29 protein-coding genes and 1 pseudogene are annotated in these 26,191 nt (G+C 31.8%); all 30 read right to left on the bottom strand.

Annotated elements, in window-relative coordinates:
* Positions 1–36: 36 nt before the first annotated feature.
* Positions 37–648 carry a TIR domain-containing protein gene (locus NQ558_RS03860; protein ID WP_005363364.1) on the bottom strand — a complete coding sequence of 204 codons (612 nt, stop codon included), beginning with the start codon at positions 646–648 and terminating at the stop codon, positions 37–39.
* Positions 649–666: 18 nt separating this feature from the next.
* Complete coding sequence (locus NQ558_RS03855) at positions 667–2,052, bottom strand: SIR2 family protein (RefSeq protein ID WP_005363366.1); 1,386 nt, start codon at positions 2,050–2,052, stop codon at positions 667–669.
* Positions 2,053–2,203: 151 nt separating this feature from the next.
* The gene (locus NQ558_RS03850; protein WP_005363371.1) at positions 2,204–2,770 is read right to left on the bottom strand and encodes a TIR domain-containing protein; all 567 of its coding nucleotides are present in this window, start codon (positions 2,768–2,770) and stop codon (positions 2,204–2,206) included.
* An 18-nt stretch (positions 2,771–2,788) separates the two neighbouring features.
* A complete protein-coding gene (locus NQ558_RS03845; RefSeq protein WP_156774998.1) occupies positions 2,789–3,289 on the bottom strand; it encodes a hypothetical protein in 501 nt (166 codons plus the stop codon).
* A gap of 8 nt (positions 3,290–3,297) precedes the next feature.
* Positions 3,298–4,146, bottom strand: a complete 849-nt coding sequence (locus NQ558_RS03840; protein WP_005363375.1) for a hypothetical protein — start codon at positions 4,144–4,146, stop codon at positions 3,298–3,300.
* A gap of 25 nt (positions 4,147–4,171) precedes the next feature.
* Positions 4,172–4,723: a hypothetical protein gene (locus tag NQ558_RS03835; protein WP_005363378.1), complete on the bottom strand. Its 552-nt coding sequence runs from the start codon at positions 4,721–4,723 to the stop codon at positions 4,172–4,174.
* Positions 4,724–4,788: 65 nt separating this feature from the next.
* Positions 4,789–5,859, bottom strand: a complete 1,071-nt coding sequence (locus tag NQ558_RS03830; RefSeq protein WP_005363383.1) for an HpaII family restriction endonuclease — start codon at positions 5,857–5,859, stop codon at positions 4,789–4,791.
* Between the two features lie 22 nt (positions 5,860–5,881).
* Positions 5,882–6,949, bottom strand: a complete 1,068-nt coding sequence (gene dcm, locus NQ558_RS03825; RefSeq protein WP_040447222.1) for a DNA cytosine methyltransferase — start codon at positions 6,947–6,949, stop codon at positions 5,882–5,884.
* 19 nt (positions 6,950–6,968) lie between these two features.
* On the bottom strand, positions 6,969–7,409 hold the full coding sequence (locus NQ558_RS03820) for a very short patch repair endonuclease (RefSeq protein ID WP_005363389.1): 441 nt from the start codon (positions 7,407–7,409) through the stop codon (positions 6,969–6,971).
* A gap of 13 nt (positions 7,410–7,422) precedes the next feature.
* Positions 7,423–7,632 (bottom strand): helix-turn-helix domain-containing protein, encoded by a 210-nt coding sequence (locus tag NQ558_RS03815; protein WP_040447223.1) that lies wholly within the window; start codon positions 7,630–7,632, stop codon positions 7,423–7,425.
* Between the two features lie 130 nt (positions 7,633–7,762).
* On the bottom strand, positions 7,763–8,881 hold the full coding sequence (locus NQ558_RS03810) for a hypothetical protein (protein WP_005363399.1): 1,119 nt from the start codon (positions 8,879–8,881) through the stop codon (positions 7,763–7,765).
* Between the two features lie 62 nt (positions 8,882–8,943).
* Positions 8,944–9,855 (bottom strand): hypothetical protein, encoded by a 912-nt coding sequence (locus tag NQ558_RS03805; RefSeq protein WP_005363400.1) that lies wholly within the window; start codon positions 9,853–9,855, stop codon positions 8,944–8,946.
* Positions 9,856–9,891: 36 nt separating this feature from the next.
* Positions 9,892–10,173 carry a MobA/MobL family protein gene (locus NQ558_RS03800; RefSeq protein WP_050750987.1) on the bottom strand — a complete coding sequence of 94 codons (282 nt, stop codon included), beginning with the start codon at positions 10,171–10,173 and terminating at the stop codon, positions 9,892–9,894.
* Between the two features lie 334 nt (positions 10,174–10,507).
* Positions 10,508–11,449 carry a DUF1848 domain-containing protein gene (locus NQ558_RS03795; RefSeq protein WP_005363403.1) on the bottom strand — a complete coding sequence of 314 codons (942 nt, stop codon included), beginning with the start codon at positions 11,447–11,449 and terminating at the stop codon, positions 10,508–10,510.
* Complete coding sequence (locus tag NQ558_RS03790; protein WP_040447226.1) at positions 11,450–12,352, bottom strand: hypothetical protein; 903 nt, start codon at positions 12,350–12,352, stop codon at positions 11,450–11,452.
* 200 nt (positions 12,353–12,552) lie between these two features.
* Positions 12,553–12,786 (bottom strand): DUF6061 family protein, encoded by a 234-nt coding sequence (locus NQ558_RS03785; RefSeq protein ID WP_005363410.1) that lies wholly within the window; start codon positions 12,784–12,786, stop codon positions 12,553–12,555.
* A 130-nt stretch (positions 12,787–12,916) separates the two neighbouring features.
* The gene (locus NQ558_RS03780) at positions 12,917–13,267 is read right to left on the bottom strand and encodes an AAA family ATPase (RefSeq protein WP_005363413.1); all 351 of its coding nucleotides are present in this window, start codon (positions 13,265–13,267) and stop codon (positions 12,917–12,919) included.
* Between the two features lie 93 nt (positions 13,268–13,360).
* Positions 13,361–14,332, bottom strand: coding sequence for a GNAT family N-acetyltransferase (locus NQ558_RS03775; protein WP_242652149.1), 972 nt, complete (start codon positions 14,330–14,332; stop codon positions 13,361–13,363).
* A 338-nt stretch (positions 14,333–14,670) separates the two neighbouring features.
* Positions 14,671–15,540 (bottom strand): hypothetical protein, encoded by an 870-nt coding sequence (locus tag NQ558_RS03770; protein ID WP_005363417.1) that lies wholly within the window; start codon positions 15,538–15,540, stop codon positions 14,671–14,673.
* A gap of 404 nt (positions 15,541–15,944) precedes the next feature.
* On the bottom strand, positions 15,945–16,967 hold the full coding sequence (locus NQ558_RS03765; RefSeq protein ID WP_040447279.1) for a virulence RhuM family protein: 1,023 nt from the start codon (positions 16,965–16,967) through the stop codon (positions 15,945–15,947).
* 26 nt (positions 16,968–16,993) lie between these two features.
* The gene (locus tag NQ558_RS03760; RefSeq protein WP_005363419.1) at positions 16,994–17,587 is read right to left on the bottom strand and encodes a hypothetical protein; all 594 of its coding nucleotides are present in this window, start codon (positions 17,585–17,587) and stop codon (positions 16,994–16,996) included.
* A gap of 236 nt (positions 17,588–17,823) precedes the next feature.
* Positions 17,824–18,963, bottom strand: a complete 1,140-nt coding sequence (locus NQ558_RS03755; RefSeq protein WP_005363421.1) for a ribonuclease III domain-containing protein — start codon at positions 18,961–18,963, stop codon at positions 17,824–17,826.
* Between the two features lie 285 nt (positions 18,964–19,248).
* The gene (locus NQ558_RS03750) at positions 19,249–19,470 is read right to left on the bottom strand and encodes a hypothetical protein (protein WP_005363422.1); all 222 of its coding nucleotides are present in this window, start codon (positions 19,468–19,470) and stop codon (positions 19,249–19,251) included.
* Positions 19,451–19,582 carry a hypothetical protein gene (locus NQ558_RS03745; RefSeq protein WP_259907642.1) on the bottom strand — a complete coding sequence of 44 codons (132 nt, stop codon included), beginning with the start codon at positions 19,580–19,582 and terminating at the stop codon, positions 19,451–19,453. The genes NQ558_RS03750 and NQ558_RS03745 overlap by 20 nt, the downstream gene beginning before the upstream one ends.
* Positions 19,583–19,602: 20 nt before the next feature.
* On the bottom strand, positions 19,603–19,785 hold the full coding sequence (locus NQ558_RS03740) for a hypothetical protein (RefSeq protein ID WP_005363425.1): 183 nt from the start codon (positions 19,783–19,785) through the stop codon (positions 19,603–19,605).
* A 938-nt stretch (positions 19,786–20,723) separates the two neighbouring features.
* Positions 20,724–21,218, bottom strand: a pseudogene (locus tag NQ558_RS03730) (glucosamine-6-phosphate deaminase); the annotation flags it as partial.
* Positions 21,219–21,296: 78 nt separating this feature from the next.
* Positions 21,297–22,124, bottom strand: a complete 828-nt coding sequence (gene rhaD, locus NQ558_RS03725) for a rhamnulose-1-phosphate aldolase (protein WP_005363429.1) — start codon at positions 22,122–22,124, stop codon at positions 21,297–21,299.
* A 75-nt stretch (positions 22,125–22,199) separates the two neighbouring features.
* The gene (locus tag NQ558_RS03720; RefSeq protein ID WP_005363433.1) at positions 22,200–23,456 is read right to left on the bottom strand and encodes an L-rhamnose isomerase; all 1,257 of its coding nucleotides are present in this window, start codon (positions 23,454–23,456) and stop codon (positions 22,200–22,202) included.
* Positions 23,457–23,601: 145 nt separating this feature from the next.
* Positions 23,602–25,011 (bottom strand): rhamnulokinase, encoded by a 1,410-nt coding sequence (rhaB, locus tag NQ558_RS03715; protein ID WP_005363441.1) that lies wholly within the window; start codon positions 25,009–25,011, stop codon positions 23,602–23,604.
* A 283-nt stretch (positions 25,012–25,294) separates the two neighbouring features.
* Positions 25,295–26,107 carry an alpha/beta hydrolase gene (locus NQ558_RS03710; RefSeq protein ID WP_005363443.1) on the bottom strand — a complete coding sequence of 271 codons (813 nt, stop codon included), beginning with the start codon at positions 26,105–26,107 and terminating at the stop codon, positions 25,295–25,297.
* Between the last annotated feature and the right edge of the window lie 84 nt (positions 26,108–26,191).

Raw genomic sequence — 26,191 nt, 5'->3', positions numbered from 1 at the left:
AAATTTTGCGACATTAATTTTAAGAACGATGCACATTTATCTTTGTTTTACAAGATCATATCCACTCGCATCATTCTCACTTTTATCATACGCATTATTAATATATTTTTCCGGATCATCCAAAAATGTTTCTTCTTCAACAAAAGTAATATACGAACCATTTAACCAATCATATGTTTTACATTTATCACAATGCCATTGTTCCGGATTTGAATTAAAATGATTCTGTGAAATAATGTCGAACACTTTATCTAATTCATATGATACCGTCGAAGAACCATGACAATTTGTTCCACTTTTTTTGAACCACTCATAACTATTATCCACTTTCATAATAACAGCTACAACTCCATTTGTATGTGAAGTTCTATCTTTACGCGTTATATCTTTCAAACAATATTCAATCTCCCAGTCAATCCATTTACTCTCTTTCATGTTGGGTGATAAAATCACAATTGTAACAGAAGTATCATACATCATATCTTTCAAATTCTTTTTAATATTTTCAGTCGATGTATCCGTCAAATCTGGTGATTCACTTGTTTCACCTTTATAGTATGTAGCATCCTCACCAAGAGCAGTTATAATATCATCTCGTAAATCCTGTGCTTCACTCCATTTATACGAAATAAATGTCTTATGTGCCATATTTTCTTTCCTCCCATTTTATCTTGGACTATATTTGCCATTTTCAAACAATTTAATAAACGAAAGAATGTCAGGTATTAGTTCTGATTTACTAGATTTAGAATTTAATTTTTTAAATGCTTCAATCAATACATCATCAACATTCGTATAAAAGTCTGACATATTTGAATCCACTTTTTTCCATATTTCTTTCGCCATATACCCTGTACATCCAACAGGAACTATCAAACAATGTCGTTCTAAAGCAATCTCGAATTCTGATTCCACACCATTAGCCAATACAATTTCTCCATCGACTAATTTGTTACCAAATAAGAAGATTGACACACCAGACCTAGAAATCATATCTTCTCTATACTTTTTCCATAAAATCTGCCGACTATTATTGTCCTCTATTCCTTGTGGAAACGGGCGTAAAAGTAATCTATCCTCATTTATACTTTTTCGTTTCATATATATTTCTTGTAATGCACCAATAATAACAGAACTACCCACACCTAAACCAAAACCCGAAATTATATTAAAATCCTGCAAAATTAATTCTTTACTTAATGATTCGATAAATTCTAAAGCCTCTTTTTCAGTATACTCGCCATATTCTTGAGCACTACCTGAAATAAAAACATTATTATGATTCAGTCTTTTATCTATTTCATTTAAAATATCCGTAATTTCTTCATACTCATCAATAAGGAGAACACGTATATTATAGCGTTTAAGGTCTTCAATAAAAAAATCATATTTACGTTGTGCATACTCATACTCTGCTCGATTATCATAATCTTTTTCATTTACTTTACGCATAATTGCATAATGCTGTCTATTATTTTGCTCTCCATAATCAATTCTAACCCGACTTAATATATAATCAATATTTGGATCTGAAAAACTAAATCCGATAAATAAAAATGTTTTTGAAATCAAATCTCCACTTAATGCCGTAATGAATTGTGCATGCTCTCTATAATATTTTTCATAATCATCTTTTATTAATATCGCTTCGTCAGGGTTGTTCTTATCTCCATGCATTTTATATATAACGGCATCCCTGTGTTGTTTTGTAAGAGAAAGTTGTTTATTATTATACTTTATATCTACAATCCTTTGAGCTTCCTCTAATGCGTCTTCAATCAAGGAGTCATAATTTGTTGTCCAATATGTAAAAATCGGTAAACGTGCGATAATACGATGATTTTCATCAATCCCTTTTTCTTTATTAAACTCATCCAAAATCAAATCATTAATAATACTTCTATTTCTATTTTTATTATAACAATACTGAGCTAAAGAAACTAAATCATACTCCTTATCTATATCCAACCCCAAATCATCTGCTACATCTTTAAGTAAATTTTTCCAATCAACATATCCCACACTTTTAGAAAAACCTGCTCCAATAAACATTGCAGCACTATTGTTTTTGATTTCTTTTACATACCTATCAATAAATGAAGATATTTACTTATTCATGTTAATCCTCTTTTCTTTCATTGTTTTTATCCCAGATATATTACATCTTACTTCAAAATAGTCATTACTTTTAATTTTAAATATATTAAAGAGATTTCACAATTTCATATGATGGTGTACTATCTTTATGGCCAAATGCAATGCTTATATCTGTGCTTGCATATTTCAAAAAATCTTCCCATGTAACAACATAAGCATACCCATTATCAATATTACTTTTTAATATTGGAAAAAGGTTTTTTTTGTCATAATATTTATATGATCCTAATTTATCTGGTAAAACTACAACAAGAAGAGCATTCCGATGACTCATTCGGTTATTCCTGGTCGTTTCTTTAACCGAATAACTAATTTCCCACGGAATCCATTGTGATCGTTGCCATTTACAATCTTCTTTCATATTAGGTGACACCAAAACAATAGTGATTGTACTATCATAGATTTTTCCTTTTAAATGATTCCAAATTTTATCTTCGCTCCATGCAGAAATATCTTCATCACTATTTTCACCTTTATAAATATCATCATCTTTTAAAACATTATTCCTAATATAATCAACGTAATCACACGGCCATGTTGGTTGCGTTACATTAGGTAATTCCTTCACATTATTGTCTTTATATTTATACGAAACAAATATCTTTTTTCCCATAGTCCACTTTCTTTCATATTACTTATATGCACAAAATTGTATTATTTTACACAAAGTTGGTCCACACTTAATTGCAAATACAATTACTACAATTACAAGCGGAATTAAATAAAACCATCGCAATGTTCTTGACCACATAACTTGCCATACAGATTCGACCTTCTCTATTTTCCCAATAAATTTACTTGGATTTAACTGATACATTAGTTCTCTGTTATTTTGTGGTCTTTTTTCTAATACCCAATCATATATTTTTCTATATACTTTTTCTGTTCTAAGAAAAAAACCATCCAAATACCAAAAAATGATATTAACAGCAATCAATGTGATACACACTAAAAAAACATTTACTTTTTCAGGAAGCAACGCTAAAATCACCGCATAAATTGACACAAACCATCCTTTAATTTTAAAAGAATTTTGAGCCATTCTTGTTATACATGCTTGAATTAAATCAATTTCTTTATGAATTTCTTCAATTTTGATTATATTATCCTCTCTACACATATCTTTTTCCACAACTCCTATTAATATTTAAAATATTTTTTGTTCTTTTCTACCTCAGATTCAAAATAATCATTATACAATATATCTAACGGAAAAGGATGTTTCCCATTAAATTGATTTTTCCATTTTTTCAAAACATCTTGATTTATTTTTATTAAATATTGAGTCGGCGCATTATATGATATTGTCAAATCATTGTTAATTTCATCAAATTGATATTTTTCACTAATTGCATGACATACTTTTTTATCATATCTATAAAAAGACAATGGTTTCTTTCGAACAATTTCACTGCACACTAATTCCATATATATCCATGGAGAATATGTCAAATCAATGCTATTTGAATCACGATTTATATGAATAGACTTATCCGTATTAATCAAAAAAACACTTTCGCTTTTATCAATCATTTTTTGAAGCGCAACATTCAGCATTGTATTAACATGCTCAGAAACTTTAAGACATTTTTTATGATCATATAAATATCCACCATCAACATCTGACCTCTTATTACTGTAGTCTGAATTGAGCATATCAGCAATATTACCAGCATAACACCAAACATTCGAGTCAACAAAACACTTTAAACCAAATGAATCATAAAGCCATCCTGCAATGGCATTCACTAATTCTGTGTCCTTACTTGAATGTGATAAAAATATATCTGCTTCAATCTCTGGAAACCAATCTTTTTGTATTTCTGATCCATCCACAATATTGTTCTTGATATATTCACTTAACGCTTTTTCCACACCTTTGCCTTGCGAAGCAAGATGTTCTTTTCCTATTTTTTGATATTCAGAAAATGTTTTCTTCTGTGAACAAAAAAAATGTTCATTAATTTCTAAATTAAAACCTGCAAACATATATTTTTCCTCAATTTCCTATAATCTATCCGATTTTAAGTAATAATTGCAACATTAACATTCCTGCATCTACACCTTTATCAGCAATCCACTTTATAATCGGCTTTGCCTTTTCCCATTTTTTTGTTTTTCTTTCTGTTGATAGAACTAATTTTTCTATCTCATCTATTTTTTCAAAAATGTCGTTTATTTCTTCTTCTCTTAAGGCCGTCATATTTTCTATGTTATTACGTGCGTCTTCAAAGCTTATATTATTTAATAGTGTATTTTGATTAACATTATTAACACTAACCTGTGTGCCCTTTGCATCACTAGAAAATATATTTTTATATCCCATAGCTTTAAATAAAACTAACTTCTGTCTCATGGTTTCAAGATTTTGCTTCTTAATATTTCCGCTTTCATCATAAAAAAGACTCTGTAAATTTTTTGCAAACCCGTCAATAATATTAGAATATTTACTCACCAATCTACTATGAACTTCCCACAATTCATCTTTATTACCCCTTTGAATTGCTAACTCACATGTCTTTATGTCACTATCTATGATTTCAATTAATTCTTCAGAAACAACCATATACAATATCCCTTCTTTCTATACAATTATATTCTTCACAATTTTATATTTATCCTCTATACTTTCTACTTAAACCTAACCTGCAAATTAAGATTCATATATATTTTGCCATCCTCTTTATACAAGGATGCAAAACCATGTCTACTTGTTGAACCTCTTTCCAGTTTGGTATTATCCAATAAATACTTTTCAAAATAATCTCTGTTGTATATATGATATGCTAACACATCTCCGTCTGAAGATACAATTATGTAACCTCCGTTAGCTTCATCGTGTCCGTCCCATTCCTTAGATGGCATCATACCCAATGCAACTGAGCATAAAAACTTCTTGAATTTGAATTCATAAAACCCCTTGTTTGGAAATCTAAGAGGATTTTCCTCTTCGAGCTTATTTATAATATCTTTACAATCGCTTATGTTATCACGGTAATAACAAATTAGCACCTGTGCAATTATCTCTTCCATACGGCTGTCTATAAGCATTAGATTATTTGCAAATTTTTCATTTAATGGTTTTGAATACTTAACTATTCCAAGCGAAAAAATCTGTTCCATTCTGTCCATTATCTTGCTCTTTGGATTATTAAGTGCATTTATCTGTTCCATCTGTTCATCATTAATTCCTTCGACCTCAAATGCAAAATTCGTTGCACCTGATGCATTTAGAAGTGTTGGAGCACTCCCTAATTCCGATTTAATACTAAACCCACATATTGGCTCAAATCCTGTATGTATGTCATGTATTTGCATTGTAATGTCTGTTTTGTCACTAGATGGTGCTGCAAGACGATAACACTCAATAGCATTTGCAAATTTTTCTGTATGTTCAATCTCAAATGATCTACTCTTCATATTTACTATTTCATTATATAAATAGTCCGCCTCTTTTTTTAACTGTTCCCTACTAACGCTTTTTATCTTAATATCATTATTATAGATTTCAATGTCTTCATTAGTTCCTATCCTATATTCAAGTTTTTTTCCTTTTACTTCCTCACGCATTATTTTAAGAATTGGAAAATATACATTTTCAATCTTTTTAACCTGATCATCCGCTGCATAAATCCTGCCATATGCCAACAGTCTCAATAACACATATAGTTCACTCCATTCACCTTTATTGCCTTTTATCATATTACTGTACCTCCCCTACTGATTATCCTACAGCGCGTTCTTTCTTTGTTTGCCTGATATTTACAGTTTCTACAACGGATTTTGCCTTTTCATCTGCATCAAGAATCACTTTAATTTTATCTGCTATTGCTTCAATGACATTAACAGTTACACTGTTACCAAACTGTTTATACAAATGTGTATCCGCCAATTCTAACTTAAAATCATCCGGGAATCCCTGCAGTCTTGCCCATTCTCTAGGTGTCATTTTACGAATTCCTTCCCTGTTAACTTCACCCTTAATATGAGTAACAGGTACAAAATTTGTAAGTCTATTATCTATGATGAGATTTCTTTCTCTTCCCATACCACCACAAACAATAGCTCCTGCTTTTCCATCTAAATCTCTTATTTCATAACCAAATCCGTTTCCTTTGGCCGCATGTCTTGCCTTGTGTCTCTTTAAAGTTTCTATATATGTTGTCGACAGATAATATTTAACACTTACTTCCTGCTCTTCCATAATATCACGTATGCATGTATCAGGTTTATTTCCTACCGGAAATTCAAAATTTTCAGAATTAATATCTTTTCTGAATGCAACTATATAAATTCTTTCCCTATTCTGCGGAACACCAAAATCTTTGCTGTTTAAAACCTTATCGTATACCGTATATCCTATCTGTTCAAAGGCACTCTTAATAACTTTAAAAGTTCTTCCTCTGTCATGTATCGTAAGACCTTTTACGTTTTCACAAAAAATAACTTTTGGTTTGTGATATTCGCATATTCTTACAACATCCTGAAATAATGTACCTCTGCACATTCCCTTGTAATCATCATCAAATCCCATTCTCTTTCCTGCAAGTGAAAATGCCTGACACGGAAATCCTGCTAAGCATATATCAAACTCAGGTATATCTTTTTCATCAATCTTCGTGATATCTCCTGCTATTTCAAACTTATCTTTGTAATTTGCTCTATATGTTTTCTGTGCATATTCATCCCATTCACTCACAAATACCGTGTCTATATTTTTCCCAAAAGCATTATCAAATCCTTTTCTTATTCCACCAATTCCGGCAAATAAATCTATTGCTCTATATTTCATCTTATATTTCCTCTCTGTCCTATAATGAATCATCAGCTGTCATATTATCGAATATTTTTTCCTCAATAACTTTAATGCATTCATCAACATTTTTATTTATATCTTTTCCCCAAAATCTAATAACTGTCCATCCCATAAATTCCAGTTCTTTTTCAATCTTTTCATCTCTTTCTATATTTTTAGATATTTTACTAATCCAAAATTCTGAATTTTTTCCTTTTTTTAACTGTAACTTTAGTTTCTCCCAATCCTTTCCATGAAAAAATTCACTGTCACAAAATATTACAATTTTGTACTTAGTGAGAACAATGTCCGGCTTTCCCGGAAGCTTATTATAGTTCTTCCTGTATCGATACCCTTTTTCCCATAATGCTTTTCTTAGTTTAATCTCAATACTTGTATCTTTGTTTTTTATGTTACTCATATTCCTATGACGTTGTTCTTTTGTTAAACGATCCATTGTCTAACCTCTTTTATTTATCATCATTAACAATTTCCATTATATCAGAAAAATCACATTCCAATGCTGTACATATTCTTAACAAAATATCTGTATTCACATTTTCATTTCTTCCTAGTTTTGCAATGGAAGCTGAACTTACGTTAGCCTTTTCTGCCAACTCCTTTTTCATCATATCTTTGTCAATTAACAATTTCCAAAGTTTTTTATAACTTATAATCATTCTTCTCTTCATTCGAACATACTTTCTATTATACTAACATAAAGGGAATCATATGACAATAAAAAAGGCAATAATTTATGAGAACACATAATTTATTGTCTTTTTGCATTTTCACTCTTCATTTTTTATTTTAATCCACTTTATCTTTTTCATCCTCAAATTTTCTACACAATTTATAATGTACCTTATCTCCACCATAATAAAAATATCTTTTTCTTTCTTTATTTTCAATTTTTTTATTATCTAGCATATTCTCAAGTATTGTATTTGTTTTTCTCTTTATATACCTTATCTTTAATTCTACAATTAAATTAGCATATAATATTCCACCTGAATAAGGTACAACAAGTAAATATACTAGATTTTTAATATTTACTGTTTCAAAATTTTTTATATATTTTAATATTTCCATTTCCCATGACTTAAAAGCATAATTGTTATTATTTCCTAACATAATGCTTTTTTTAAATTGATTTACGTATTCATTCAAATAATCTGCTCCAAAAAACATTATAATACTGATCGTAGCTATTAAAATATTAACTATTTGCATTGCAATTTTTATTTTTCCTAATTGAAATCCTGGGCTCATACAAATATAAACAGTATATAATATAATTGATATAATCAAAGGTATAAATGTGTATAATGGATGTTTTTCTAACATATGCCCTATTATTATAATACTTGAACAAAACGAATCTCTATCTATAGGAATTGTTTCAATTATTAATTTTTGATTTTCCATACTATAAACTAATGATTGAAGTGGTATTGTAATCATAACCAATAAAAACATTACACCTTGTATTGTAGAACATAATAACGTACATATCTTTAAAATAACGTAATCATTTTTAATAGAATAATATACAAACATAAAATATATTAAACTGTAAAATAGCACAAGAGCAATACTATCACTGGTTAATAATTTAGCAATTTGGGGATTTTTGCTCAAAAATATTATCACGTAAACTAGCATTGCTACAATATCAGCACAATTATCTGCACACACCTTTTTGCTTTCTGAATAATCTACTGTATCACCATCATATATTATAGAATTAATCTTACTGTTATGCATTACAGCATAAACAATCCTTACTAAATAAATAACGAAAAAAATTGCCAAAATCAACACAGATATAATATCATATTTATAAAAAATAATGGTAAAAATTAATGATACTGTATATAACCCCCAACTATTCCATTTTGAAAATTTCCCTATATAATCACAAAACATTTTCTCTCCTATTATGCATGTTACTTTGTAAATTAACTTTATTCCCTCATATTATATCATCTTCATCTTCTAAATTCCATTTTTTCTTCACCTCGTCTATCTTTACTTTTATCTTCCGCTAATGCCTTTTCCTGCACATTTTTCATATATTCTCTGACATTTTCATCCAGCATTTCTTTAGCATCCTCTGCCCTGTCAACAAAGTTTTTATATGCATCCATTTCCATTCTCATTCGGTTAAATTTCTTTATAACTTCATCCACACTGTCACCATTTAATTTTTTCAACAATCTGTTTTCTAAACTCCTTGCCGTTTTCTCCTGCCTTTCCAACTGCACAATTTCATCCTTTAACTTTTTCTTTCCTCCAAACATCCCGTATTCTTTTCGATCTATTTGGTCTTTTGTCTCTCTCATTGCCATCTGTGTTCTGTTTAATGCTCTATGATTTTCCAATAATTCATCAACCATTTTTGCATACTGCTTATACTCCTTAACCGGTTGTGGTGGCTTTGGTGCAATTGCATCTCTAAATATCCTAATTAGTCCCTTTAAACAATCACATGCCATTCCAACAGCCTTTTCAAAAACTCTGGAAAATATTCCTACGCCTACACTTTCTCTTGATGACTTGTTTTTCCTTAATCCACCAACTGTCTTTGTTTCCGACTTTCCAAATTTATTTACATTCTTAAGTATCTTTTCCTCTTTAATGGTTCTGATATATTTTCTTGGGACCTGATAAAACAGTGCTTCATCAACTGTACTGTTCCACTTCATTCTCACCTGATTGTTTCTTCTTATCTGCTCTGCTTTCGGATTGTTCTTTCCAATCTTTTTTGTTGGCAGATAAACATCTTTATTGTTAAACACCTGCAGTTTATCTTTATCATTTAAGAAGGAATTGATGTGCTCAGTGTACAATGTTTTTACTCCCTTTAGAAATGACCTTGCCTTAAAATCTGTTGTACTCATAAACCTGACCTTTTCTTATGATGTTACAGTCTTTTCTTACATTCCCATGTCATCCAGTATCTCCTTTTTGGTCCTTACATGCTTTCCTGTTTCGTCATAAAACATGTTTCTTGTGGCAATTTTCTTTATGCCATTTTTCAATTCTTCTCTTTCTGAAAGTATCAAATGAATGTGCAAGTTTGTTTTTGTCTTGTTGTGATGCATTGCTGCAATGCAGTTTACTCCGTAAGTTCTTCTAAACAGCTCAGTAAAATCTTTCAATACCCTCTGTTTGTCCATGTTACAGAATGGTTCAGGCAATGCAATAATAAAAGCCAACAGATGGTAAACGTAAACGTTCCCACCGTTTTTCTACGCCATGCTCAGCTCGATTCCGCTTTGCTACTTCTCACTGACGGCTGGCGCCGTATAAGACCGAAAAAGAAGAAACTCCCAGAAATCCATAAATGCATTTCTGGGAGTTTCTTCCTTTTCAGCCTTGCATGGCTTGTAGCTTATTCAATCTCTTGGGCGGAGAGATTTATCTGGCTGTTTCTTGGTACATTTTTGTGTATTTTATTCTTCATATTCATCTTATTTTTCATTTTTGTTTACCTCATCTAAAATTTTTAGGGCTAAATATACTCAGGAAATACATGACGAAATAATGCCATCAAATATCAAAAATACTTAGCTGTGTTTCTTTTAATGACTCAACTTTTCTAATCGTTATTTTGTCATCTTCTTGAACTTTGCCACATAGAAGTGGAGATAATGGATCGTATTTGGCAGCATTTGTTTCTACGCTTTTTGAACTATAATTTGCATAACAATATGCACATCCATTTTTACATGTATTATACGTACCTATTTCAACACTTTCAACACATCCGCATTCTATACGCTGATTTTTGTTTTTGCCAACATTGAGTTTACATCCAATAATTTTTTCAATTAATTCTCTATCTATGCAGCAATTATGAACTATACCACATTCATCCAAATCTATTTTTTCTGCACAGCTTCCAATCTTAATATTATTATCAGTTGCTATCTTGCTTAATTCCTGAGCGAATTCTCTAAGCTCATCATCATTTAATTCATAGCTTGATAACCCATCCATATTTTTTTTATTTTTTGGATATACATCAACAAAACTAATCACGCATTTTTCCGTGTATCCACTTAAAGCCTCTGCAATACTTTTAAATGCCTTCAAATGATATTCTTTTGTATATCTATCAGAAAAAAATATAGGATCATATCTCCAAATCACTCTTTGCTTACCAATTTTTTCAGACAACGCTTGAAATATCGGAATCATTTCTGTTTTTTTATTTGGCAAATTAACCTCAACATCATTTCCATATCCAGTTAATGTGAATTGAAAATAATAATTATAATCTTTTATCTCGTCTAACCTCTTTATCATTGGCAAAGGGTTCTTTGTCCAAAACACTATGCAATCTACAACATCTGGAGTGATTTTTATTTCACTTATCTGATGAGCATTCATAGGATTACGAACATATAAAAATCCTTCTTTTATTCTATTATAGAACCATTCCGAATAATAATTAGGAATATCCGTTCTTCTACTTACACTTAATATCATTTAATCACTTCTTTCCTTCTTTATAAGTATTTGTGCACTAGCACAACTCTCAAATGGGTTATATGCGTTTCTTATGTCATCTGTTATATTATTAAAGACAAGTGCATTACTATTATATTGGTCTCCGTACTCATAGTGTCTATCTCTATTAATATTATCAAAATGCATTTTTCTCACTATTTTGGGATTCTCAACTTTTGACTCTAAAATATCAAAAAACTCTCTTCCACCGCCCATAGATTTGCTAAGATTAATATCATTACACAATATATATATTGGTTTTTCATCATATAAGTTTAAAAAACCAGCCAATTTATTTATAAATTGAATTATCTCTTCTTCGTTTGAATGCTTATACATATCAGAAAATACATATTGAAAAATCAGTACATCCGGAACCCAACTATGTTTGACTATAATATCTACTAATTGCAAAATATCATTTGGATAAAACTGGATTCCATCTCCAAAATACGTTTTAATATCAGTCCAAATACATTTCCATACATCTCCTAATGGATCAATTCCCCTATAGTCCAATTGGTCATAATTAAGCACCCCCTCATTTCTAAGATAATCAACTGCAGCCAATTCTGTACATGGTCCGCATCCAACTGACATAATATTCAATTTCTTCTTATCTCGAATTTCAGCAAAGCAGCTTAATCCATACACCATTTCAGATGCATATTTATATGCATATTTACAATAATAGCAATCTGCCATATGTATACAGTCATATTTTCTTGGAGCTGGAGCATTTTGAGGAAAATGTACATACTGTAAACAACTTTGACAATCTCGTGGACAACAGTCCCCATATGAGCAATACTCACATTGTTCATGTTCCTTCTGATATTCATCTCTGTAAGAACATTTCTCAATCAAATCATATAAAAGCATATCATTCCCTCCAACACATATCTTTATTAATTATACTACATTTTTTCACATTCTTATAGTTATTTTATTTACATCTATTTCAACTCTCATACCTAAAAAACTCCCTAGCCATCATCTCCGCTGTACCCCTGTTATACCCATTCTTCAGATACCCCTGCACAATCGTCCCAAACATTCCCTTAACCATATCATCCTCAATATCACAATATGCCTGCCTGCATCTCCCCGGCCATAGCCATTGCAACATACTCTATTGGCTTGTTATCCAACAACCTATGCAGCTTCGCCAGTGACTGCTCCGTTGTCCTCAGAGCAGCCTCCACTTCTTCACACTTTATCCGCAACATATTTCCATCTGTAAACCACACCTCAACATAGCCGTTATCCATGTTATAAGCATATTCCACGATATTATCCATTCGATTATATTTCATCTCATCAATCCATCCTTCCCATTATCTTGTCCCATAAGACCTGTCTTACTGCCTTATCTGCTGCTCTGTACGCCCTGTTCCTTTACCTTACGAATAATCGTATCAATCTGCTCTGCACCGGCATATCTCTTCACACTCTCCAGATCATCAGCCTTTTCCTGCAACAGCCTGTCCTATCACTCATATCCTTAATCTTGCCCTTGTAAAACTCCATATCATCTGACAGTCCTGCCAGTCCATCCTCTGCTGTCTGATAAATGAAATTCACTGGCTCCTGCACGTTCATATCACTGTCGAGACTTTCTCCCTTTGACAGCTTTGCTGCTATGTTTAACACCAATGTGGTCTTTCCATCGCCCGGATCTCCCTGAACAATTGCCAGCTTCCCATATGGTATAAACGGATACCACAGCCATTTCACTTCCTGTGACTCAACCTCCGACATCCGTATCATCTTTAATTCTGTCTTCTGTCCTTCCATAAAAGCCCTCCATTTACCAATCTTTTATTTGCTCCTAAGAAGAACCTCTGCTATACTCTAGTACAGTAAATAAAAATAATTGATTATCTGCTGTTATTTCAATTCTGTCTCCTTAAATTTTTCCAATCTGTAATGATGCTCATCATCCAATTCCTTAATACCATTCTTATAATCATATCCAAATTTTCTATAAAACTCAGTTGCTGTAATGGATGCCGGTATCTCTATTCTGCTTGCTCTTACATAAAATTCATCCGTTTCTAAAGTATTTATGATTTTTCTTCCAACACCCTTTCCATGAAATTCTGGGAGGACAAAAATGGACAAAAGTATACTTTCTGTTTCACTTCCCCAAAAACTTGAGATAGAACCTGTTCCAATTATTTTTCCATCAAATTCAAAGACATACATATGCGCATAACTTGCCACATTCAAAATCTTTTCCACATCGTAACCCTTTGCAAGTTTCTCCATTGCTGATATGCCATAATCTTTACTGTTAACCTCTAAGAAATTTCTGACAATAAGATTTCTGACCTCTTTGGTATCCTCTTCCTTAAATCGCCTCACCCTAATGCAATTTTTCACATAATCAATCAATGTCATATTTTCATTTGCAACTGTTTCATCTCCTGTTTTAACAAATCCACATTTTTCATACAAATAACAATTCCTCTCTTCCTGCTTAATCGTATCTAACCTCCATTCGATAGCATTTGGATAGATAGTAAATAATTGCTTAATAATATTGCTGGCAATTCCCTTATTTTGAAAGTGTGGAATAATAAAAATAGAAGCTATCCAATTTACATTCTCATATACTTTTCCACCTTTATACCATTTAACTCTTACAGCTCCAGCCTTCTCACCATTAAACAAAATAAAATAGAAATCTGATTTGTCCTCAACTATCTTTTTCTCTATTATTTCAAGGCTTTCTTTTGCTGGACTTGTAGCATCATCCTGATATTTTTCATATAAGGGCATAAATGCTTCTATCTGCAGTTTATACAAACATTCTGCATCCTCTCTTTTTATCAGTTTCAGTTCAATTAAATCATTCATTTTCTGCACCTCTCTCTTGTAAACATAAAAAATCGCACCAAACATTCAATGTCTAGTGCGATTTCTCCAACTTAATAAGATGCAATGTATGTAAAATCTTCTCTTATATTCTGGTTTTATGCACTAGACTAAAAGACCTACAAGCTATAACCTAATGCACTAACCTTGCATTTTTATAGCCGTGTACGTCCGTAATACATGTACATATAACATCTTGAATATAAGTTCTGATTCATGTGTATGTTCTCCTTCAACTTTTTTATAAGATTAATCTATATTCCTTCTTATGTCAATAATTTTATAATAAACACATTAAACTCACTCTATTTATGCCAAACTTACGATGTCATTCTCTTACACGCACTTCTAAATTTTTGCATCAATTGATTAAATTCATCTTCTTTCATTAAAGCATACATTTGTATCATATATTCCGTTTGAAATAATAATATCTTGCGAACTGAAAAATTGCACACACGAAGTATAGCTATCCTATGATGCAATCTAATTCTTTTATCTTTTTCTTCTTTAAAAGTCATTCTTAGAAATAACACTTCATATTTTGAATATAATTCCAATAGATATTCTAGTGGAATTATCAATATTAAATAAACAATCGGTATCATAAAACTTACCAATGTATTTATTATATTTAATTGCTTGTATTCATTTATCCCAATCTTTATTGTCTCATAAAAAATCCAAAATCCAGCGATTGCCAATATACTATCCAATAATTTATGAACACTTTTATATTCTTCTTTTCTTTCTGCAATTACATTCATAACAGTAATTATTGTAATAACTGGAATAATCGCAAGTTCAATCCATATATTAAATGTAAATGTGCTCATAAAAAATTCTAAAATCATGGTAAATTTCAAATTATCTTTAAGGATTTTTTTAATGTATGTTTCATCAGCTTCACTCGAAACCGCATTCATACAATATATTAATCCAGAAAAAAGAAACCATATAATAATATCTTTGATATATATATTCTCCCAAATAGGCAAATAACAGAATACCATTGTAATCGTTAGAACATATAGCAATATTATTTCCCATAATATCCTTAACTTCTTGTCAAAAAATATTACTATGACATTCCACAAACTTTTTCTTATTTCCCTATGGCATAATACATATAACATGAAAATACATCCCCATATTAATGTTGCCCATTCTCTTGTTGACAAGATTGACATAACGCCGTTCTCCTTCTGTATATTCTAGCTCATTACCCTCCCCACAAATAGAGCCAAACTAGAGCCATTTGATAAAACAAATGCCGGAAACCCGCATAAATACAGGCTTTCGGCATTTTAATCCCTTATTCAAACTCGCAGAATCTAGTTTGATTTAGGTTATTTCAATATAGTTATCTATACTGTTTTGTATTGATATTTGCATCTTTTCCACTCATTATTCTTCGTTCCACACATTTTTAGTACCAATCCAGTACCACTGCTATATTGTCATTATTGTATGTAGTTCCGGTGGCTTGCAGGTTTGTCTACTATTCAGAGAATAACAATCTGATAGTTTGCAAGTCCACCTATGAAAACTATAATCTCCGGACGATGTTTCTGCAACTAGAAATTTTGAGGTACTAATGGATAGCATCATTCTTTTCCATATCATTCATCAATTTATCAAAGTCACTTTCATATAGTGAATCCTGTATAACTCTGTATTTTTCAAATTCGCTTTCTGCAAATTCTTTCGCAATAGCCGCAGTAACTTTTCCTTTATCCTGAAGTACTTCTGCATCATTAAATCTAAGAAATGCATCAAGCTTTGTTTTCCAATCTTCCATAGTCATAGGAATATGTCTTCGTGCTTGTCTTGTTGCATAATCAAGATACATTGTCACAATCTCATTTAATTCTGCAAGTTCTTCTTTTTCTAAATAGTTTTTTGCAATTGACACATCTGTTTTTACAATTTTACCATCAGGCGCATTTTTCCATGATTTAAGTCCCATATGTTTCTTGTTATGATTGGCTCTTGCAACAATCACTTCTGCCGCTGTATTACCATGAACTGCATAATGCATCTTATTCTGTACTGTTGCATAAAACTCTCTTGTCACCTGTGAATTCTTATCATAATCAACTGCTGTTGCATATATGTCTGTAATTTTCTGGTAAAATCTTCTCTCACTTGCTCTGATTTCCTGAATCTCAGCAATAAGATGCTCAAAATAATCTTCGTCGAAAATCTGTCCATTAATCAATCTGCTTTTATCAAGAACATAACCCTGCTTTGTAAATGTATCCAATACCTTTGTTGCCCATGTTCTAAACTGCATTGCCCGCTCTGAATTAATGCGATAGCCCACAGCAATAATTGCAGCTAGTGAATAAAATTTGTAGTTGTATGTTTTTCCATTATCAGCGACTTGTGCAAAATTTGCACAAGTTGAATTTTCATCTAATTCGCCCTCTTTAAAAATATTACTCAGATGCTTTGTAACCACACTTCTATCTACATCAAAAAGCTGCGAAATTGCTTTCTGCGTAAGCCATACATCACCATTCTGAACCCTGACTTCTATTCCGTCTTCTCTTGCATCTCGTGTGAAAACCAAGAAATCAACAGTGCTATTTCTTATCTGTAATTCTTTGCTCATAAAAATGTTCCTTTCTCTAGATTCTATCAATACATCTCTATAAAACATTTTCCCCGGTTTCTTTCAAATATCAAGAAGGGAATTTCTGCTTTTGCCAGCATACTATTATTAACTGAAACATATTCATAATTTTCAATATCTGGTATACACTTTATAGCTTTCTTTTTATCTATACCATATAAATTATTTTCACTGCTGTTCCATAAAGCCTTAATCTTCAAAACAACACATTTTGTTTGAACCATCACCTTATATTTTTCAAGTCTGCCTTTTTCTATCTCCTTTGATTTGTCGCCATAAGAAATAGTAATATATCTGGAGTTGGATTTTATAATGCGAACATCTCCATTACTTACTGCCTCTTTAGGGAATCCCAAATCTTCAAAAAAACTATCATAATCTGTAATGCATTCTGGGAGTTCCATTTTGACTGCATAACTGCTATTTATAATATTCTGTATATCCTTATCATTAGCCCTGAACATATAAATATTCCATCCCGTGCTATCGCCATCATCATCTAATATTGGAATAGAACCATAAGGATTAAACATATGTAAATTAGACAAATCATCTTTTGTTGGCTTTTTAAATTTGACTATTTCAAATGTTATGCTCATAAATGTTCTCCTTTTTTATACATTTCTCAAAATAGTACTACATTTAGAATATTGTTTCTTAATATTCATTCAACTTCTTCCGAAAATGCATTATAGTATTCAAAAAAAATAACGCATAATTCTTTATATAATTCTGTTAAGTCTTCTGTGGGTTTATGTAAATGTTCTCTTCTATCAATTTCTTTCTTTTTCATCCTTTATCTTTAAGTACTTACTTATAAATCATTTTACAAATATTACTCTTCACCAAGCACATACATCAACATATCATATGCTGCTTGTTTTTTTGCTACTTTTTTCGAAGATGCTTCAGCGTCGAAGTAATACTTTTCTTCTTCTATATGACATTCCACATTCCAAATCGGATTTCCGTTTTCATCATATTGCTCTATATATTCATATTCAGGCATTGAGAAATAACCTCTTCTGGCAAGTATCTCTAACTGACTAATAGATTCTGCTTTGTTAGGATTCTCAATCTCATCTTTTATTGTCCATAGAAGATCTTCTTCCTCTAAAAATTTATATGCACATTCGCAAACTTTTCTTCTTGCATCACTCTTTGATTCTCCATATGCACCGAACTCCGGCAGATCATCTGAAAGTTTCATTTTACACTCATATCTCAAATGCTCATTGCCATATGGATATGTGTAACAAGTTTCCTTATAATACACGCTCTCCGGTGTTGAACTCCCATATCTCCAATAAAGTGATTGTTTTCCAACACGAATACTCTCATTCCTACCTCTTTCTTTATATAAAAACTTCGGAAGATCATTATAGTGTTTTGATTCCCAGTCCTGTATTAACTTGATATAGTTATCGTCTGTAACATCTGCATCTAAAATCAATTCCGGACGAAGCATTACTCCTACTACATCTTGGATTTTATCAAAATCCCATAGAGTATCTAAAGTTACAGCTCCTATAATAGCCTCAAACAAATCTTCTTTTACTGATGTATTTTTATCGATATTATTTTTTAGGTCACCTTTGCTCATTATTAAAAATGGTGCCAACTTCAACTCATCGATTCTTGCAGATAAATATTCTTTTCGTACTAACAACGATTTGAGATGCGTAAGTTTTCCCTCTGAATATTCACAGTAAAATTCATCATCTTCATCCTCATAATCAGGTTCATCAGAAATCATGTGCCCGTATTTGTCTGTTAGTGTTTTTACAACAGATAAGTCTAATGCTTTATCACCAATAAATTCTAATACTTCGTTGTTTTCTCCACCATTTTCCATAGAATATGACTTTCTGACAAAAGCTTGAACTAATAAATCTCTATTTACAAATTTATAGCCTATCTGTCTTTCTACAAAATCAACCCAATTTTCTGCTTCTCCAAATGATAATTCGCTCATAAAAATCCTCCTAATATAAATAATTATTAGAAGGCATAAAAATAGCCTAATAAAGCAGCCTTATAGGTACACTGATACACTAAGCCACTTGATATTAAACCATAAAAAATAAATTTAACTCTTTGTTTTGTGGTGTTTACCCTTGCTCACTTGCATAAACAAAACCAAACACATATAAACAATGTTATAATTTTACAGATTATGCCTTCAACATCATTGTAATAGAAATAATTGTAGTCGTCAAATATAAAATAATCCAGACTATCACGCCTGGATTATTCTATACTAGCTCTCTGCTTCTTTAATATCATCCTCATCAATCTCAATTATTTCTTTATCCTTGTTCTTATCATCAAAATCAAAATCTCCCTCAAAAAATGCTTTATAAGCTCTATTACCAATTACTTTTGTTTCCGCATAATCAAGCCCACCATTAATAACCGCTCCTACTCCTGGAACCAATTTTCCCAAGTTAAGTATTCCTTTTTCACCAAATTTGCCTATCATTAAAACAAATCTGATAAAATCCCCCGGCTATACCGACGATTACCACTTCTTTTGCATACAGCCCACATTCAACTATATACACGTGGTCTCCAATCTTAAATCTGTTCTTCAATTTTTTCTCCTCTAACATAGTTAAATCTTGAAAATTCCATCTTTCGCGTTGCTTACAATCATATCCTGTGTAAATTTCTTAAGGTCTAATATCCTCTTACATCTCTCGCACTTCATTACGAGATTAGTAGTTCCTCCATAGTACTTAAGTATCTGCTTGTTACACTTATGGAAACGAAAAGAAATCTCAATAAGTCTTTCCATATTCGTTTCACTTTCTTTATTCAGTATTCTTGATTAAACAATAAATACCTGCTTGATAAGGGAAATAAATCTTGCAGATAAATGCCAGTTTTCCGTAGCACTGCGAGTAGTGCCCTGGCAAGCTGATCATTTATGTTCGAACGTATGTTTGTTGCAAATAATACTATACTATACTTTTATGAATATGTACACATCAAAATTGATGAATTTTCAAAATTCTGGAAAAAATTTTTCCGGATATTCTGAGGCATTTAATTGCAATTTAAACTGCTAGTTTTCCCGTGCTACTATTTTTGCAAACTAACAGTTACTTTTACAGAGATATGTTTAAGGTATTTTTTTACGATTTTATAAAAAAACATCTATAAAAAGTAATTCATAACAATACTTTTTATAGATGTAAATCATCAATTATTTATTTGTATGTATCTACAACAGATTCTAAAACTTTATAATTACAGTTTAAAAGCCAAATATTTGTATTTTACATTTTATCATTAATATTATTCTTCCGAGATTAACATATAGATTTTATCCAATATTTTATAAGCTTTATTCTGATAATCATATTTGTTACATATTCTTTTTACTGACCAACTATGCTCGGAAAATGCTGCTAAATTTTCTACAATTCTCTGTATCTCCCTTTCGTAAGTTAATCCCCATGCACAGATTTGTGCTCCCAGAACTTGTTCTGTTGGTTGTATTTGAATTGGATTTAAACTTGCATCTGATTCCAGCCACCAATGTTTCCACTCATATACATTCCAATCTAAAATATCTTCAAAATGATACCTTTCGTGTTCAAAGATTCCACTAACCACATATAACGGTTGCCATGAGCAGTTTATTACTTTAAATCCATTTTTCAACAGGTCATATACATTCTGATAATGATTTTCCCAACTTATAACAAGAACATCTTTAGAAATCATATTGGAAGCTTCAATAGTGCTTTGAGTTAAATCAACACAGTGTGTTTCCTTCTCAAATGCTTCCCCTGGCTCGTTAAAACCGATATGTCCGTTATGACCCAGTCCTAATAACTGCAAATCTATTCCGCCAAGATCATTAATAATAGAATTATATTCTTCACATGCTTTCTTTAAATCCGGTTCTAGTCCGTTAGGAACATATGTTTTTTCCTGATTAATATTAACCATATCAAACAAATGCTTTTTCATAAAGTAATGATAACTCTGATTATTGTCACTTGACAATCCTTTATATTCATCTAAGTTAACACTTGTTACCTGTGAAAAATCCAAGTCACCCTTTTTATACCATTCTACAAGCTGTTCATAAGTTCCTATAGGTGTGGAGCCTGTAGCAAGTCCAAGAACACTGTCAGGTTTTAAAATAACCTGTGCCGAAATAATGTTGGCTGCCTTACGGCTCAATCCTTTATAATCTTCTCCTACATATACTTTCATTGTTATTCCCCTTTATATTTCAATTCAAAACTTTTAATGTTAGTCTCCACTATGTAAACTTATTTTTCATATAATTTTTTATTTTTCATATAAAAATTCTTCATGCAATGTTACCTTAAAATCTTTTGCAAGACTTCTAAACTGGTCCGGCTTTATTGTCTGTAATTTGTTAGGTGTTATTGACAATACCTTTACAAGAATTTCCGCTGATTTTTCAACTGTGTGTGCAAGTCCAAATGTAATATCAAAGTCAGGACCTGAACAGAAAATTCCATGATGAGCCCAAACCGCCACGTCATATTTTTTCATTAATTCACTTGTTGCAACTGCAATATCATGTCCCCCTGGAACCATCCAGTCTACAACACCGATTCCGTCAGGAAATACTACAGGACACTCTGTTGCCATTTCCCATAATTCTCTTGTAAACACCTTATCATCTAAAGGCAAAACGAAAGTTAACGCTATTACATTTGTTGTATGGCAATGATAAATTACTCTATATTCTCCATTAGTTGCCTTCTTCTTTACCTGATGATTCATTAAATGGCTTGGAAGCTCACTTGTTGGTCTGCCACCATTAACAAGCCCCCATACAATCTTGTATTTTTCACCTGTTTCATCAACTTTAATTATGCATGTGCTGTCTTCAGGTTTTAAAATTACATTTCTAAAAAACTTGCCACTTCCTGTTACCATAAAATATTCATTTGCAAGATCCGGAACGCTGGCACCTATGCTCTGCCACTTATCATCTTCCTTAAAATACTCCTTAGCTTCCTCTACATCCTTTTCTGATAATCTATATGAAAGATTTCCACCATTTCTTTCATGCCATCCCTGCTGCCATCCGTCATCACACATACGTATAAATCCTTTTACAAATTCTATATCATAAAAATTCATTGTTATTCTCCTTTTTCTAATATTATTTTTTTGAGTGCAAGAATTGTGACCTGCTTTGCACTCACGCAATCATAATTAGTTTCTCTTTGAAAGCACCTGATTTTCGTATTCAGTTACCTTTGTAAACCATGTAATATCTTCATCAACACCACATCTCCTACAATATTCTTTCCAAATATCACCAAATGGCATTGTCTTTAATTCTTCCTGAATTGCCATAAGTTCTGTAAATCTGCTTTCATTCTGAAGTTTCTTTAACGCTTCATTAGGCATAAGCATTGCATTAAGCAAAGCCTTCTGCCAGCTACGCATACCAACTACCCAGGCTGAAATTCTGTTAATGCTTGCATCAAAATAATCCAAAGCCATATAAACTCTATCCAGAGCATTGCATCTTACGATTTCTTTTGCAATCTCTTTTGTTTCATCATCCAAAAGTAAAACATGATCGCTATCCCATCTGACACCTCTTGTTATGTGAAGGGCAATTTCAGGATAATAACACAATAATGCCGGAATCTTATCAGATACCAATTCTGTTGGGTGATAATGTCCGTTATCCATTAATGGAAGGCATCCCTCATGACTTGCGGCAAAACTTAAAGTAAATTCTGCTGAACCTGCAGTATATGATTCAACTCCTATTCCAAATACCTTTGATTCCACACAAATCTTAACCTTGGACTTGTCATAAGGCTGTTCTAAAATTTTCTCTATTGAATCTTTATATCTCTGTCTTGGCCCCATTCTGTCTGCCGGAACATCCTTAAAGCCATCGCCAATCCAAATATTCATTACACATGGAATTCCTGTTTCTTCTGCAAAATATTGTGCAATTCTAATACACGCCTTTCCATGCTCAATCCAAAACTTTCTTGTTTCTTCATCAGGACTTGTAAGTGTTAATCCATCCTTAACTTTTGGATGTGAGAAAAATGTTGGATTAAAGTCAATTCCCACATTATGCTCTTTTGCAAAATCAACCCATTTTTTAAAATGCTTAGGCTCAATCTTATCTCTGTCTACTACTTCGCCTTCTTCAAAAATTGCATAACTTGCATGAAGATTAATTTTCTTTTTTCCCGGAATTAAAGACATAGCCTTATCCATATCCGCCATTAGTTCTTCCGGTGTTCTTGACTTTCCCAGATAATTTCCTGTTGTCTGAATTCCTCCTGTTAAAGGTCCGTCCTGGTCAAATCCCTTTACGTCATCGCCCTGCCAGCAGTGCATTGATACAGGTACATTCATTAATCTGTTTATTGCCGCTTCAACATCCACTCCAATATTTTCATATTCAATTTTTGCTGATTCAAATCTTTCGTTTGCCATAATATTCTCCTTTAATTTATAAGTGTACTTTTTAATTTTTTTGTTATTCGGTTTTGTATAATTGTTATTTGACATTTTTATTATTTAATTTTGTGTAATTGTTATTTAGCATTTCTATTATTTAATTTTTCGTAATGATTTACTTTTAATTATTGTCCGGTTGGTATTTTTTGATTTCAAATGAGTTCATTACGCATTTTCTTGCTTCCGTAAGATTTTCGATTTGCTCATCTCTTATTGCCTGCGCCATTATGTTACCTATGGCTGTTGCTTCTAAAGGTCCTGCATATACAGTCTTTCCTGTTGCATTTGCCGTTAACTTGTTTAAGTATTCTGCATTGGAACCTCCACCTACAATATAAATTGCCTCATAAGTTCTGCCTGTATTTTCCTCTATTTCTTTTACTGTCTGTCCATAGCTTTCTGCAAGACTCTGATAGATTACTGTTGCAATCTCACCTATTTGTTCAGGAATCTGCTGATTAGTCTTCTTACAATATTCCTTAATGGCATCAATCATAGATTCTGGTGCAAGAAATTCATCACTGTTTACGTCCACTCTTGACGGAAATATTTTACATTCTTCTGCCATTTCACAAAGTTCTGCAAAAGAATACTTATCATCCAATTCGTGTCTTACTGACTGAATCATCCACAGTCCCATAATGTTTTTCAAATATCTGTATCGATATTCATAACCACCTTCATTGGTAAAGTTTTCATTCATACTTTTTTCAGTATTAATAACCTTTTCGCTTTCAACACCCATTAATGACCATGTTCCTGAACTTATGTAAATTCCATTACCACTAATTTCAGGCACTGACATTACTGCTGATGCCGTATCGTGACTTGCACACATAACCACATTGGCATTAAAACCTACTATTTCTCTAATTGCCGGTCTTATTTTTCCTGTATACTGTCCTGTTTTGCTAAGTCTTAAAAACATATCCTTTGGTATTCCAAGGTCTGCCATAAGCTTTCTGTTCCACTTTCTTGTATTTACCTTAACCAATTGGGTTGATGTTGCATTGGTATATTCGGATTTCTTCTTTCCTGTTAATAAAAACTGAAAATAATCCGGTAGCATAAGGAATGTTTTCGCCTTCTCCAACTCTTTAGGTCTTTGAATTTTGTCTGCCATTAGCTGATAAATAGTATTAAATGACTGCTTCTGTATACCTGAAAATCTATATAATCTTTCAGGTGTTATATGTTTATAAACCTCTTCATCCATCCCCTTAGTTCTGGAATCACGGTATCCGTAAACATCTCCTATTACTTCATCGTTTTCATCAAGCAAAACATAGTCAACTGCCCATGTGTCAATGGCTATACTTTTTGGAATCTTATTTATTTCCTTACACTTTTTAATTCCTTCAAGTATTTCATGAAAAAGATACTTAGTATCCCACACAAGATGACCTTCTTTCTTCTTCATTCCATTTTCAAAACGATATATTTCCTCCAGATTCAACTGACCATTCTCCAACGAGCCAAGAATATGTCTTCCACTGGAAGCTCCAATGTCTATTGCAAGATAATAGTTCATATGCACCCCTCTTTCTAAACTTTGTTCTTACTTTTTAATTTTTCTCTCCGTAAATTCTTCGCCAATATTAATTGTCATTCTCTCTAATTTAAAATTTATCAAATTTAAGGCACAAAAATAAGGACACCTTTTGTTTAAAAAAGTGTCCTTATTTGCAATTCTTTTAAAATCATTTAGGTATTATGACTTTATTTAATTTTCATTTAGATTTTATGATTTTATTTTTATATTTAATCTTTAACGTTTTATTTATCTTTGCTTCTTTCATATATTCTTTGCGATTTTATTCATTTCTCCATACATCCAGCCATTTTTCCAAATAGTCAGTCCATACCTGCACTGACTCTTCTATACCCCATTTATTTTTGTCCATTGAAACCTTATTAGCCAATGATAAACCGTGGTCCCCTTTATCAAATATATGACTTTCAACAGGAATATTCTTTTCCTTTAAGCTATCAATTAACATTAATGTATTTTCATATGGTACGCAATTGTCTGTCTTTGTATGCCATACAAAACAAGCTGGCGTGTCTTTATTAATATTCTTCTCAATTGACAATTCATCTTTCAGCTCATCATATTTGTCTCCTAAAAGGCATTCAAATGAACCATTATGTGCAAACTCCCCTGACGTAATTACCGGATAACATAAAATCATTCTGTCCGGTCTAAGCTCTTCACTGCTAACGCCAAGCTTTTCTGCCACCCAGTTTTCATTCCACTTAATGCTATAACTTGCTGCTAAATGACCACCTGCTGAAAAGCCCATAACTGCAATTTTCTCTTTTATAATATTATACTGTTCGGCATTTTCATACAGGTAACTTACTACCTTTCCAAGTTGTAATAAAGCTATAGGATATCTGACAGGACTTACTGAGTATCTTAAAACTGCCACGTGATAACCCATTGATGCAAGCTTCATTGCAATTGGCTCTGCCTCTCTGTCAGACACCATTGAATAACCTCCGCCGGGACAAACAACAATAATTGGTCTTTTTTCATAATATAATTCCGGTGAACTGTCCAAAATGTATAATGTTAATTTTGCTTCATTTCCTTCTATATCTATTGTAATATCTTTGTTAATCATATTTTTCTCCTTTATGTAATCTATTAACACATAATATTTCTTACTAAATTTTATTAAATGCTGTATACAAAAATATGGACATTT

The sequence above is a fragment of the Eubacterium ventriosum genome (assembly GCF_025150745.1).
Lineage (GTDB): Bacteria > Bacillota > Clostridia > Lachnospirales > Lachnospiraceae > Eubacterium_G > Eubacterium_G ventriosum.
Note: the sequence above shows the minus strand (reverse complement) of the source record. Positions and strands in the feature narration are given on the sequence as shown.

Excerpts from the sequence above, each read along its gene's own strand:
- NQ558_RS03860 (WP_005363364.1), bottom strand. The coding sequence starts at position 648 with ATGGCACATAAGACATTTATTTCGTATAAATGGAGTGAAGCACAGGAT.
- NQ558_RS03855 (WP_005363366.1), bottom strand. The coding sequence starts at position 2,052 with ATGTTTATTGGAGCAGGTTTTTCTAAAAGTGTGGGATATGTTGATTGG.
- NQ558_RS03850 (WP_005363371.1), bottom strand. The coding sequence starts at position 2,770 with ATGGGAAAAAAGATATTTGTTTCGTATAAATATAAAGACAATAATGTG.
- NQ558_RS03840 (WP_005363375.1), bottom strand. The coding sequence starts at position 4,146 with ATGTTTGCAGGTTTTAATTTAGAAATTAATGAACATTTTTTTTGTTCA.
- NQ558_RS03835 (WP_005363378.1), bottom strand. The coding sequence starts at position 4,723 with ATGGTTGTTTCTGAAGAATTAATTGAAATCATAGATAGTGACATAAAG.
- NQ558_RS03830 (WP_005363383.1), bottom strand. The coding sequence starts at position 5,859 with ATGATAAAAGGCAATAAAGGTGAATGGAGTGAACTATATGTGTTATTG.
- dcm (WP_040447222.1), bottom strand. The coding sequence starts at position 6,949 with ATGAAATATAGAGCAATAGATTTATTTGCCGGAATTGGTGGAATAAGA.
- NQ558_RS03820 (WP_005363389.1), bottom strand. The coding sequence starts at position 7,409 with ATGGATCGTTTAACAAAAGAACAACGTCATAGGAATATGAGTAACATA.
- NQ558_RS03815 (WP_040447223.1), bottom strand. The coding sequence starts at position 7,632 with ATGATTATAAGTTATAAAAAACTTTGGAAATTGTTAATTGACAAAGAT.
- NQ558_RS03810 (WP_005363399.1), bottom strand. The coding sequence starts at position 8,881 with ATGTTTTGTGATTATATAGGGAAATTTTCAAAATGGAATAGTTGGGGG.
- NQ558_RS03805 (WP_005363400.1), bottom strand. The coding sequence starts at position 9,855 with ATGAGTACAACAGATTTTAAGGCAAGGTCATTTCTAAAGGGAGTAAAA.
- NQ558_RS03795 (WP_005363403.1), bottom strand. The coding sequence starts at position 11,449 with ATGATATTAAGTGTAAGTAGAAGAACGGATATTCCTAATTATTATTCG.
- NQ558_RS03790 (WP_040447226.1), bottom strand. The coding sequence starts at position 12,352 with ATGCTTTTATATGATTTGATTGAGAAATGTTCTTACAGAGATGAATAT.
- NQ558_RS03785 (WP_005363410.1), bottom strand. The coding sequence starts at position 12,786 with ATGAAATATAATCGAATGGATAATATCGTGGAATATGCTTATAACATG.
- NQ558_RS03780 (WP_005363413.1), bottom strand. The coding sequence starts at position 13,267 with ATGGAAGGACAGAAGACAGAATTAAAGATGATACGGATGTCGGAGGTT.
- NQ558_RS03775 (WP_242652149.1), bottom strand. The coding sequence starts at position 14,332 with ATGAATGATTTAATTGAACTGAAACTGATAAAAAGAGAGGATGCAGAA.
- NQ558_RS03770 (WP_005363417.1), bottom strand. The coding sequence starts at position 15,540 with ATGTCAATCTTGTCAACAAGAGAATGGGCAACATTAATATGGGGATGT.
- NQ558_RS03765 (WP_040447279.1), bottom strand. The coding sequence starts at position 16,967 with ATGAGCAAAGAATTACAGATAAGAAATAGCACTGTTGATTTCTTGGTT.
- NQ558_RS03760 (WP_005363419.1), bottom strand. The coding sequence starts at position 17,587 with ATGAGCATAACATTTGAAATAGTCAAATTTAAAAAGCCAACAAAAGAT.
- NQ558_RS03755 (WP_005363421.1), bottom strand. The coding sequence starts at position 18,963 with ATGAGCGAATTATCATTTGGAGAAGCAGAAAATTGGGTTGATTTTGTA.
- NQ558_RS03750 (WP_005363422.1), bottom strand. The coding sequence starts at position 19,470 with ATGATAGGCAAATTTGGTGAAAAAGGAATACTTAACTTGGGAAAATTG.
- NQ558_RS03740 (WP_005363425.1), bottom strand. The coding sequence starts at position 19,785 with ATGGAAAGACTTATTGAGATTTCTTTTCGTTTCCATAAGTGTAACAAG.
- rhaD (WP_005363429.1), bottom strand. The coding sequence starts at position 22,124 with ATGAATTTTTATGATATAGAATTTGTAAAAGGATTTATACGTATGTGT.
- NQ558_RS03720 (WP_005363433.1), bottom strand. The coding sequence starts at position 23,456 with ATGGCAAACGAAAGATTTGAATCAGCAAAAATTGAATATGAAAATATT.
- rhaB (WP_005363441.1), bottom strand. The coding sequence starts at position 25,011 with ATGAACTATTATCTTGCAATAGACATTGGAGCTTCCAGTGGAAGACAT.
- NQ558_RS03710 (WP_005363443.1), bottom strand. The coding sequence starts at position 26,107 with ATGATTAACAAAGATATTACAATAGATATAGAAGGAAATGAAGCAAAA.